The organism is Sphingobacterium corticibacter, from assembly GCF_003076635.1.
In the GTDB taxonomy this organism is placed as follows: domain Bacteria; phylum Bacteroidota; class Bacteroidia; order Sphingobacteriales; family Sphingobacteriaceae; genus Sphingobacterium; species Sphingobacterium corticibacter.
This window is the reverse complement of record NZ_QDKG01000009.1, coordinates 82,517-94,408: the sequence shown is the minus strand read 5'-3', so window position 1 is coordinate 94,408 and position 11,892 is coordinate 82,517. Positions and strand designations below refer to the sequence as shown.

At 41.1% G+C, this 11,892-nt stretch carries 9 protein-coding genes and 1 rRNA gene; 8 read left to right on the top strand and 2 right to left on the bottom strand.

Translation table 11 applies throughout. The features are described from left to right. The 5 genes from rrf to DC487_RS17055 form a co-directional block, all read left to right on the top strand. A 5S ribosomal RNA gene (gene rrf, locus DC487_RS17465) occupies positions 1–83 on the top strand; the annotation flags it as partial. 560 nt (positions 84–643) lie between these two features. Beyond that, positions 644–1,513 carry a M12 family metallopeptidase gene (locus DC487_RS17070; protein WP_116777187.1) on the top strand — a complete coding sequence of 290 codons (870 nt, stop codon included), beginning with the start codon at positions 644–646 and terminating at the stop codon, positions 1,511–1,513. Between the two features lie 84 nt (positions 1,514–1,597). After that, positions 1,598–2,470 carry a M12 family metallopeptidase gene (locus DC487_RS17065; protein WP_116777186.1) on the top strand — a complete coding sequence of 291 codons (873 nt, stop codon included), beginning with the start codon at positions 1,598–1,600 and terminating at the stop codon, positions 2,468–2,470. A gap of 366 nt (positions 2,471–2,836) precedes the next feature. Next, a complete protein-coding gene (locus tag DC487_RS17060; protein WP_165799123.1) occupies positions 2,837–5,407 on the top strand; it encodes a DUF3857 domain-containing protein in 2,571 nt (856 codons plus the stop codon). 68 nt (positions 5,408–5,475) lie between these two features. After that, positions 5,476–6,423 (top strand): TIGR01212 family radical SAM protein, encoded by a 948-nt coding sequence (locus DC487_RS17055; RefSeq protein WP_116777184.1) that lies wholly within the window; start codon positions 5,476–5,478, stop codon positions 6,421–6,423. Positions 6,424–6,471: 48 nt separating this feature from the next. On the opposite strand, the gene DC487_RS17050 is transcribed toward DC487_RS17055, so the two are convergent. Continuing rightward, positions 6,472–6,942: a pyrophosphohydrolase domain-containing protein gene (locus DC487_RS17050; RefSeq protein ID WP_116777183.1), complete on the bottom strand. Its 471-nt coding sequence runs from the start codon at positions 6,940–6,942 to the stop codon at positions 6,472–6,474. A gap of 78 nt (positions 6,943–7,020) precedes the next feature. After that, on the bottom strand, positions 7,021–8,370 hold the full coding sequence (locus tag DC487_RS17045; protein WP_116777182.1) for a pseudouridine synthase: 1,350 nt from the start codon (positions 8,368–8,370) through the stop codon (positions 7,021–7,023). A 220-nt stretch (positions 8,371–8,590) separates the two neighbouring features. On the opposite strand from DC487_RS17045, the gene DC487_RS17040 reads away from it, so the two are divergent. The 3 genes from DC487_RS17040 (at position 8,591) to DC487_RS17030 (ending at position 11,889) form a co-directional block, all read left to right on the top strand. After that, complete coding sequence (locus DC487_RS17040) at positions 8,591–9,388, top strand: lytic transglycosylase domain-containing protein (protein WP_116777181.1); 798 nt, start codon at positions 8,591–8,593, stop codon at positions 9,386–9,388. Positions 9,389–9,554: 166 nt separating this feature from the next. Beyond that, positions 9,555–11,681 carry a cytochrome-c oxidase, cbb3-type subunit I gene (gene ccoN, locus DC487_RS17035; protein WP_116777180.1) on the top strand — a complete coding sequence of 709 codons (2,127 nt, stop codon included), beginning with the start codon at positions 9,555–9,557 and terminating at the stop codon, positions 11,679–11,681. 22 nt (positions 11,682–11,703) lie between these two features. Continuing rightward, positions 11,704–11,889, top strand: a complete 186-nt coding sequence (locus DC487_RS17030; RefSeq protein ID WP_116777179.1) for a hypothetical protein — start codon at positions 11,704–11,706, stop codon at positions 11,887–11,889. The last annotated feature ends 3 nt before the right edge of the window (positions 11,890–11,892 follow it).

The following is an 11,892-nucleotide window of genomic DNA, read 5'->3' as shown; positions in this document are numbered from 1 at the left end:
CTTCCCATTCCGAACAGAGTAGTTAAGCCCGCCAGAGCCGATGGTATTGCCGTAACAGGTGGGAGAGTAGGTCGGTGCCTAATTTTATACTAAAGCCCTTGCAAAAAACTTTGCAAGGGCTTTTTTGCGTTTATAGATTTTGTGATTCCCCATCAGCGGTCATAGATTCGCTATTACTGGTCTTAATGTCGTACGGAGCTGTACGCAGAACTTTCCTATAAAGTGGCAGTCATCTATAGCCAGTAAGTGCTTTTAGTACATTCTCCGTGAACTAATGGTGAACTAATGCTGGAATATTCGTACGGAAATACACAACTATCCGATCTTAAATGTGGTACGATAGCTTCTATCCTAGTGGGCAGATCTTACTTGGATTAATGAAGAACTTTGATTGTAATACTAAACATGGTCTAAAAGTTTACCATAGCTTGGGTGTAGTTTATTGTATTTTTTACTATTTAAAGAAAAAAGCTAGTAAAATATTTTAAACCTTACATCGTCTATTCCGTTGCTTTTACGTTTTTGCATCTATTTATTGAGTTAATAATTGATTGTTTGGTGATAATATATTTTTAATTAAGAATTATATTGTTAAATTGCTTTTGTTATTGTTGATGAATTTGGTTCAACTAATCCAACTATTATGAATAAACTAGCTCTTAACCTAATTTGCATAACGGCCTTGCTCTTCGTAGCCTGTAAGCAAGAAGTTGTTCAATCGATACCCGATGAAAATGAGTATTTCAGTACGATTGTACTATCTGACAGTACCAAGTTACATAAGTTGGTCATTAAGGGTGCGGATACGTATATAAAGGAACTGAATGGTGAATATTATTTTTCTGAGGATCTAACGATTACAAAAGAGCAATTTAATATATTACTAAAAATGACCAATCCTAGCCTGTCTACTACAGAACGTGCTACGATTACTCGCAATTTAAGCCAAACTTGGCCAAACAAGACCGTCTTTTATAAGCTACCAGTACAAGGCTCTTTATCGACGAACAATTATAATATTTTTCTAGCTAATATACAGAATGCTTTTGATCTGATCACAGCAGAAACTTCGGTTCGTTTTGTAGAACGTACTACGCAGCCAGAATATATTAACTTTGTGTTTTCACTCACTTCTAATAGCTCTCCTTTAGGATGGAGCAGAGGTCGCGTTAACCAGATTAATATCTACAACATCACATATCCCGCGATTATAGCGCATGAGATTATGCACTCCATGGCTATTATGCACGAGCAAACTCGCCCCGATCGAGACTCGTTTATTCATGTGTATATTGAGCGTGTTCCCCTACAAGCCCGTATTAATTTTAACATTATGCCAGGATATGTCAATCACGGTCCATTTGACTTTGAATCGGTAATGTTGTACGGTTCTTTTGACTTTTCAATAGATCGCAATTTACCGGTTCTGACTAGATTGGACGGTTCTACTTGGAACAGTCAACGAGCGCGACTCACACCTGGGGATTATGCAGGGATTAATGCACTCTATTAAAGAAGTATTCCATGTTTATTTAGGATGTGCGAGTGAGTATTCTCAGAAGTTACGAATCGATTCTAAAACACAAAATAAGATGTTATGATAAAGAAAAATATTTATTGCTTGTGTCTTCTCGCTTTTCTATTAACTGGATGTCGGAAAGAACAAGTATTATCTGAAACGGCTGCTAAAGAATATTTTGATGTCAATAAGTTGTCTGATAGTTCAAGTTTGTATCGGCTGACGATCGACGGTTATGATAGTTACGTGAAGGAAGATAGTGGATTGTATTATATTGCGGAAGATATCACAATTACTAAAGAACAATTCGCGTTGTTGCAAAAAATGGCCGATCCGAACCTTACTACTATGCAACGTTCGGCTATTGGTGTAAGTATCGTGCAGACATGGTCCAACAATACGATACCATATCGTTTGCCAGATCAAGGTACGCTATCAGATGAAGATTACAAACATTTTTTGCTAAGCATTCAGCTCGCTTTTGACATGATTTCTTCAAGATCATCCATTTGTTTTGTAAAACACTCTAGTGAACCTGAATATATTCATTTTGTGTATTCTCCACTAACCAATAGCTCACCACTAGGTTGGAGTGCTAATCGTGTCAATACGATTAATATTTACAATACGACTCTTCCAGGTGTGATTGCCCATGAAATCATGCATTCTATGGGTTTCGTGCATGAGCATACACGTCCCGATAGAGATGAGCATATTCGTATCTATCTGGATCGAGCGATAGCAGGTGCATTTTGGGATTTCGTGGTATGGCCTTGGTACACAGTTCATGGGGCTTTTGATTTCGAATCCATCATGCTGTATTCATCTTTTGCTTATGCAAGGGATTTCAATAATCCAGTTATGACTAGGCTTGACGGATCTACTTTTGATTACAATTTCGAACGTTTGTCAAATGGCGATTCAGCCGGAATAAATGCGCTTTATCCGTAAGAATATCTTATGAGTAAAAAGTGTGTTGTATAATATAATCATTAATTGATAAATGATTACCTAATAAAGCAAGCCAACAATTTTGTTGGCTTGCTTTATTAGGTAATAACTGGTTCTACTCTTTGATAGCGTTATGCAAATAATTTTTATTTAATGTATCATCCCGTCATGTGAAGATGTTTTTTAATCATCCATTGTAGACGTGATGAGCTACTCTGATAGCATTTAATTTGATGTAAAATTCTTACTGGTAAGATCTGAATATTACATTATCTTTAGAGAGTTTTTATTGACCACATGTACCGAACCAACGTAATGAAATTTTTGCTGCTGTATGCAGTTTTATTTTTGTGTGCCACAAGCGCTATGGCGCAATCCGCTATTAAAAAAGTCAAATCGCCCGATTGGATACGGGTATCTGCACTAACGCCTTCTGCCGTGGATCTTGATGATGTGAGTGATGGATATTACATCGAGCGACAAGAATATCAGGTTCATGTAGGTCTTCAAGAACGTTATCACAGCTCAGTGCGCGTGATCCACGATGAGGAAGGGCTTTCTTCTGCTGGACAGGTATCGGTATTGTTCGATCCGAGTTATCAAAGCATTTTGTTACACGACCTGAGCATTACACGTGATGGTAAACGTATTGATAAAACGGATACCAAACTATTTAAACTACTTGCGACAGAGTCAGATTTGTCTAGGGCTATCTACAACGGAACCTATTCGGCCTATTGTATCATTGATGACCTCAGAAAGGGAGATCGCATAAATATTTCATATACCATAAAAGGATTTAATCCAGTATTTGACAATAAATTTTTTGACTATTCTTACCTGCAAGGTTATGAGCCGATTGGATTGCTACTTGTCAATTACGTCGTGCCGAAAAGCCGCAATCTTCATTTTTCCTATGCTGGTGGCGCAGAAGAAATGCAGGTGTTGAAAAGTGATCAGGTAACGAGTTACTACTATGAAAAGAACAACTTGCTCAAAGGAACATTTTATGACTATGTGCCTTCTTGGTATGTCAGTGTACCTACGGTGAGTTGTTCCGAATTTAGCAATTGGCAAGAAGTAGCCGCTTGGGCAACAAAAGTAAATCCTATTCCAATACTGACATCATCGCAATCTTTAAGTGTTTTTGCTGACGAACTGTGGAAGAAGGCTGGTGGCAATAAGGTGAATTATTTTAAGCTGGTTACTGATTTCGTACAGAACGAAATTCGGTACCAAGGTGTAGAAATGGGAGAGTTCTCGCATCGTGCCAATAATCCTGAAAAGGTTTTTCGGCAACGTTATGGTGACTGTAAAGATAAGTCTGTACTGCTAGCGACTTTGCTTAAATATAAAAAGATTGATAGTGGTTTGGGATTGGTAAATTCATACATCGACCATGGATTAAAAAAGCAAATCCCGTCACCTCAGAGTTTCAACCATATGGTTGTATGGGCAGCAGTTGATGGTCGAAAACAGTGGATCGACGCCACCGTCACGCAGCAAGGTGGCAATATTTTATATCGGTATTTTCCGTGGTATGGTGCGGCACTCAATCTCTCAAGCGGTAATGTAGAAGATCTTGGCGCAGACCAAGAAGCGGTAACCCATATTTCAGAAGTGTACCAAATGCACAAAGATGGCTCTGCTACCTTGACCGTGAAAAGCGATTATACATCATCTGACGCCGAATCAATACGCTCCTTGTTCAAAAGCAACTCAAAGAGTGAAATTCAAAAACAGTATCTTACCTATTATCAGAATAAGCATAAAAACGTAACGAAAGCCTCCAATATCAAATTTGACGATGATATTGAAAATAATACTTTTGTGGTTTATGAGCATTATAACATACCGCAACTATTTGAAGTAGAAGAGGAAACGGGTAAAAAATACATAAACTTTTATTCTCAACATACGGATCAATATTTGCCAGCAGTGAATACCGTGCGGTCTGCCCCAATAGCTCTTTCTTTTCCATTGAAATTTGAACATGATATTTGCATCATTAATCCTGATGGAAAACAAATGTCATCTGCCTCTGATACGCACAATGAGCAGCATGAAAGCTATTTCTATAGCAGATTTATGCGTAATAGTCAAGATACGTTGAAACTCAGCTATAGCTTTTATACCTATAAATCTTATATAGACGAGGAGCAGGTGCCTCTATATGTAAAGACATTTCAAGATCGCAATAGATTTTTCTTTTCCGGATTTTATCTCAACGATGATTATAGCGTAGATATTGAGGGTAGTTCACCAACCGGTCAATCTACTTTGTATCCTATTCTTTTATTCGTGTTGGTTTGTGTCTTATTTACCTTATTTGTGAGATGGTACAATAAGCAAAAACCAAGGAATACTGTTGCATCGGATGGTGAACAGGTACTGCCTCCAAAATTAGGAGGCTGGCTCTATGTGCTTGGTATTGTGATGATTATTAATCTCATAAGCAGTCTATTGTCTAATATGTTAAACTATGTGACTAATTATCAAATCTGGATTGCCTATGACTTTATGGAGTTACGACATGTGAGTCCTATACAGTGGCAGGTATTATTATCCCTTGAGTTTGTCATTAGCTTTTTCTTAACCTTCGCATTAGGCTATTGTCTGTATTTGCTTTATAAACGACGTGATCTCTTTCCACAGACCTGTTTTTACACCTTATTAGCTGTCGCTGTATTTGATGTTGTCAGTAGTATGAATGCTATGTATATCATGCCTGAAAGTGTGAAAGGTGCGCAAGAATCATGGAATGTGCTGACTAGAAATATTATTCCGACGATCATCTGGTTGTCTTATTTGCGTCAATCCGAGCGAGTGAAGGCAACTTTTATAGTACCTTACAAAAACGAAGATCAGCCAAGACAATTCATCAGCACAGCGCTACAGCACGATCCGTCTGTCGATCAGATGCCAGAGCAAAATTAAATTTAGCTGTTGTGTCTTTCGTGCCTTTGTTGCATACCCAGCAAGTATGCGTATCTTTGTAGCAGAAGATGGCAACACTATTAGATACAGGGGTAAAACCGTACAATCATTACGGTGCATATCTCAAAGAGAAATACGCAGGGCAGAAGGTTTTCAAAGTCATTGTAGACGGGAATTTTACTTGTCCTAATCGAGATGGGAGCAAGGGATATGGCGGATGTACCTATTGTAATGTCGATTCTTTCACTCCTGATACGGCACGCAAGATCCCATCCATGCGAGAGCAAGTGGAGAATGGCATCGAAAGAGCGCGTAAATCTTACGGTGCAGAGAAGTTTGTGATCTATTTTCAGCCTAATACCAATACCTATGCACCGACACATCTGCTCAAGATGATGTACGACGAAGCGTTGAGTGTTTGTCCAGAGCATACCGTTGGTTTATCGGTCGGAACGCGACCAGATTGTCTGGATTTCGAAAAAATTGCTTTGTTGGAGAGTTATACCGATCGTTATGACGTGGATTTAGAGATGGGTATGGAATCCATCTACAATGACACGCTAGAGCGTATCAATCGTGGTTGTCTGCATGATGAGTTTATCAACATCATGAAGCTATTAGAAGGCTCCAAGTTAGAGATTTGTGTGCATACCATCTTTGGCTTTCCTTGGGAAACGGAAGAGATGATGCTCAAATATGCGGATGAAATCAATAAACAGCCGCACATCAAATTTGTGAAACTGCATCACCTACATATTGTGGAGGGATCGATCATGGGAGTGAAGTACAAAAGAGAGCCTTTCAAACTGTTTTCTTTAGAAGAATATACAGAATTCTTGGCTAAGTTCATTCCATTGCTTCGACCAGATATCATTATTCAACGGATTTTTGGTATCGCGGATAAAGAGCTTTTGATCGCACCAAATTGGGGTTTCCCCAAATCAAAGATCCAAACCGAGATTGATAAAGGTTTGGAAGCGCGTGGTGTAAAACAAGGATCAGCTTACCATGGATAATTGGCTAAGCTGATCCCTGACTATATTTTTGATCAGAAATGGTTTCTTTTATTTCTCTGCCAAGATTGTCTTTAGATCTGCTGGCGAATAGTTGACCGACTTCAACGTCTTGTGATCGCCTTCACGGAATACTAGGTAAAGATCATCCACTTTCTTGTAGTACGATTCTACTCCTTTTGCGCGGTAGTGCTCCTGAGTTTGTATCGCTTCTTCTTCTGATTTACAAGCTTTACTCATATTAGAACGTTGTACTTCCTCGAATAATGCATTGAATTTATTCTGTAAGCCGAATTCGAGGATAGCGCCCGAAAGTACGTATTGAATATCACAAAGCGCATCGGCTACTTCTACCAAATCATTATTTTGTATCGCTTCTTCGAGCTCTTTTAACTCTTCTGCTATCAGAGAAACGCGTAATGCCGATCTGCTAGGAGCAGGGATTTGCGGGCTGTCTAAGATAGGGTGTTGAAATGTTTTGTGAAATTCGGATACCGATGTTAAGCTTTTAGGATCTGTCATGTGCTATTTTGATTTTGCCAAAAATACACATTTTAGCAGGCAATAAAAAAGGCGCTATTTCTAGCGCCCCGTATATTTCTATTTCATCAAGTGTTTCAGTTGGATCAACTCACGTTCTTCCAAGTAACGCCATCTACCGCGAGGTAAATCTTTCTTCGTCAAGTTGGCATATACAACACGATCCAATTTGACCACTTCGTAGCCTAAATGTTCGAATATACGTCTAACAATCCGGTTTTTGCCGCTGTGGATCTGTATGCCGACTTCTTTCTTGCTCGCGCCGGTTACATAACTTACCTCATCTGGTTTGATCAATCCGTCTTCTAGTTCGATACCAAATTCGATTTTGTTCATGTCACCTTGAGATAGACTTTTGTCTAGCTCCACGTGATACATTTTGCTGATATTGTTTCTTGGGTGCGAAAGTTTTTCTGCCAAATTGCCATCATTCGTTAGTAATAGCAATCCAGTCGTATTACGATCCAATCGACCTACTGGATAGATGCGTTCTTTGGTCGCTTTGCTCACTAATTGCATCACGGTACGTCTTTCTTGCGGATCGTCGGTCGTGGTGATGTAGTCTTTAGGTTTGTTTAATAAAACATACACCATTTTTTCGCGCTTAAGACGTTCGTTGTTATAACGGATTTCGTCTTTCGCCGGATCTACTTTTGTACCTAATTCGGTCACGATCTCACCATTCACCGAGATCAATCCCTGCTCGATTAATTCATCTGCTTTTCTTCTTGAACAAATTCCTGAATTAGAGATGTAACGGTTTAAGCGGATGGTGCCATCATCAATGGCTTGCCCTGAGGCAGGTTTCCGTGCCTGTGCAAATCTTCTATTTGGGAAATAAGTTTTTTCATCTCCGTCACCGGAACCAAAAGTCTTTCTGCTACGGAGGTTAGTTCTCTCGGCGCCTTTGCCTTGCTCATCACGATCATTGAACGGTTTTCTATTGAATCCGTCACGCTGTTTGAAATCTGGACGAGAAGAGCTGTTGCGGCTGAAGCCTGCTTTCTTTTCGAAATCTCTGTTGCCACCACGATTTTCGGAAGATCTGCGGTTGTCGCTGTTGTATGGTTTGCGATCTTCAGAAGATCTGCGGTTGTCGCTGTTGTATGGTTTGCGATCTTCAGAAGATCTGCGGTTGTCGCTATTGTATGATTTGCGGTCTTCAGAAGATCTACGGTTGTCACTATTGTATGGTTTACGTTCTGTGCGATCGCCAAATGATTTTTTTGCGAATCCTTCGCCTGTGCCTCTTGATCTGTTTTCATCTCCACGACTGTCTTTGTTAAAGCGTTTGTCTGATGATGAAAAATTTGATTTTGGACGATCATTACTACGAGAGCGGGAGTCTTCGTTGTTTCTACCTCTTCTGGCGCTGTCGTCACGACTGTTCCTTTTGTTGTTGAATGGCATATAGAAATTAAATTAGGCTGCAAAGGTACGCTTTTCTCTGTATTTATTACTATAAGTGCATTGATTTTGTGGGAGTTGTTTGTATTCGTCCGTAGAGCGTATCAGATAACTATTTGGTAATTAAAGAAATCGTCCCTATATTTGTCGGCTCAATTTACCAAGTTGTCATTTTCCCCTTGCATACACAAGAATTTGGGGACGGATAACATTAAGGAAGTTAATGATAAAAAATAAAGCATTAGCTTGTAGTATAGTGCTGGTCGCTGTTTTGCTGACAAAATTATACTCAAGCTCCAATGTCGACAACGTGCCTAAAGGGACCAATCCGGTGGCATGGGAGTTCGACAAACAACAAAAAACAACGGCAACAGTAGACTCGGCCGAAAGAGATCCCTACTGGAGTGATGTTACATTTGCCGAAGAGGAAGTACCCCTAGATGATCCAGCTGTAAAAACAAAGCTGAATACTTACCTCAAAAGATTTTCCTACAAGAAGATCCAATCGTATAAGATGCATCGCAAAGCGAATGAGTATCTACCGCGTATCGCGAAGATCCTAGCGTCGTATGGCATACCAGAAGATTTTAAATACATTCCTGTGGTGGAAAGTGATCTGGATCCGCGTACATCATCGCATAAAGGTGCTGGTGGTTATTGGCAGTTTATTCCAGCTACGGCTCGGTTATATGGACTGCGTGTAAATGGGGATGTGGATGATCGCATGGATTTGACCAAATCTACGCACGCAGCCGCAAAATACCTCAAAGCTTTGCATCGCGAATTTGGTGATTGGACTTTAGTTGCTGCCGCTTATAATGTAGGTGGAGGTAGCTTAAAGCGATCCATTCGTCGCCAGGGTACGGAAAGCTATTACGACCTAAATCTCAATAAAGAGACGGGTTCGTATGTGTACAAGATTATCTCTGTGAAATCTGTTATTGAACATCCAGATCGTTTTGGTTATCGAAGATTGGCCAAGGCAAATACGGATGTGCAGGAAGATGTCGCGATGATGTAATTCCCGATCGGATTTAGCTTATAGAATGGCTGATAAACACACTGTTTATCAGCCATTTTTTTTGTGCTGCAAAATTATGATGAAGATCACCTTTTTCGGTATAGTTGGTCATTAGCGCTGTGATGGGGCTTTTCTACTTTTGGATGACAAACAAAAGCAGAGAATAATGCAGTTACAGCAATTTGAATATGACAACAAAATCGTGCGCGATTTTGGTTTGGCCACCATCGTTTGGGGACTCGTCGGTATGTCAGTCGGCCTACTCGTGGCATTACAGCTCATCTGGCCGGAGATGAACTTCTTGACGCAATACACCACATTCGGACGTGTGCGCCCCGTGCATACCAATGCAGTGATCTTCGCCTTTGTAGGCAATGGAATCTTTATGGGCGTTTACTATTCGATGCAGCGCGTGCTGAAAGCGCGCATGTTCAATGATGCGCTCAGCAAAATTCACTTTTGGGGTTGGCAACTGATCATCGTAGCCTCCGCTATTACCTTGCCACTAGGACTGACCAGCTCACATGAATATGCCGAGATGGAATGGCCAATAGATTTAGCCATTACTATTATTTGGGTGGTTTTTGGGATCAATATGTTTGGCACTATCATCAAACGTCGCGAAAGACATATGTACGTGGCCGTTTGGTTTTACATTGCCACGTTTGTCACCATTGCCGTGCTGCATATCGTGAATTCTATGCAAGTGCCGGTCAGCTTTTGGAAAAGTTATTATATCTACGCGGGTGTGCAAGATGCCTTGGTGCAATGGTGGTACGGCCACAATGCGGTCGCATTCTTCCTCACCACGCCTTATCTCGGCATGATGTATTATTTCTTGCCGAAGATGGCCAATCGACCGATCTATTCCTACAGACTGAGTATTCTACACTTCTGGTCATTGATCTTTATCTATATCTGGGCAGGTCCGCATCATCTTTTGTATACCGCTCTTCCGGGTTGGGTACAATCTTTAGGTGTCGTATTCTCCGTCATGCTCATCGCGCCATCTTGGGGCGGAATGATCAATGGATTATTGACACTGCGCGGTGCTTGGGACAAAGTACGTAGCGAACCAACCTTGAAGTTTATGGTAGTGGCGCTAACAGCATATGGTATGGCGACTTTTGAAGGACCATTATTGTCTTTGAAGCAAGTCAATGCCATTGCGCACTTTACCGACTGGATCGTAGCACACGTACACGTTGGCGCGTTGGGTTGGAATGGTTTTATGACCTTCGCTATTTTGTATTGGATCGTGCCGCGCATCTACCGTACGGATCTGTATTCTAAAAAAATGGCTAATGCCCACTTCTGGATAGGTACACTTGGAATCTTGTTCTATGCGATCCCGATGTATTGGGCAGCTGTGGTGCAAGGTTTGATGTGGAAAGACTTTACGCCAGAAGGCGTACTACGCCATCCAAACTTCTTGGCTACGACGTTGGAAATCCTTCCGATGCACATGATGCGCGCATTTGGTGGAGCACTGTACCTTACTGGAGCAATTCTGATGACGTACAACTTGGTTAAAACGATGCGTAAAGGTCAGTTGCTGAAAAATGAAAAAGCCGAAGCGCCAGCCTTAGACAACGCTATTCACGGCGAAAAATACCGTCATCGCCGTATCGAACGCAAACCGATGCTGTTCATGGTATTGGCGCTTATTGCAATTCTTATAGGTGGTATGGTGGAAATGATTCCGACATTCACCATGAGTAGCAATGTGCCAAGCATTCCGTCTGTGAAACCGTACACGGCACTGGAGATTCAAGGTCGCGATTTGTATATCCGTGAAGGCTGTGTGAATTGTCATTCGCAGACCATTCGACCGTTCCGCTCGGAGACTGCGCGATACGGAGAATACAGTAAAGCGGGGGAATTTGTGTACGATCACCCATTCTTGTGGGGATCCAAACGGACGGGACCTGATTTGCAACGTATCGGAGGCAAGTATCCGCACAAATGGCATTTCGATCACTTGTTGGACCCGACCATCACTTCACCGGGAAGTATTATGCCAGCTTATCCATGGTTGATCGAGCAAGAAATCAACTATTCCGATTTATCCAAAAAGCTGGCAGTGATGAAAACATTGGGCGTGCCTTATACCGATCAGCAGATCCAACAGGCATTGCCGGAGGCGAAAAAACAAGCCGAAGAAATTGCCCAAGCCCTGCGTGCTAACCAAGTCGAAGTAGATTCGGATCGGGAAATCATCGCCATGATCGCCTACCTGCAACGCCTAGGTACAGATATCAAAGTCAATACCAGTCCAACAACAGATAAATAGTAACAATCAAACCCATAAGCTCATGTTTAAGCAAATATCCAACCTACATGGCGACGAGATATACCTCATCTTATCGCTGTGGATCTTTCTGATCTTCTTTACCGTGGTGATTGTCATGCTATTGACGATGCGCAAAGATTTTACCGCCTACATGGAGCAAATACCATTAGACGAACCGGATCAAGAAATAGAGAAAGAGACCGTTTAACAC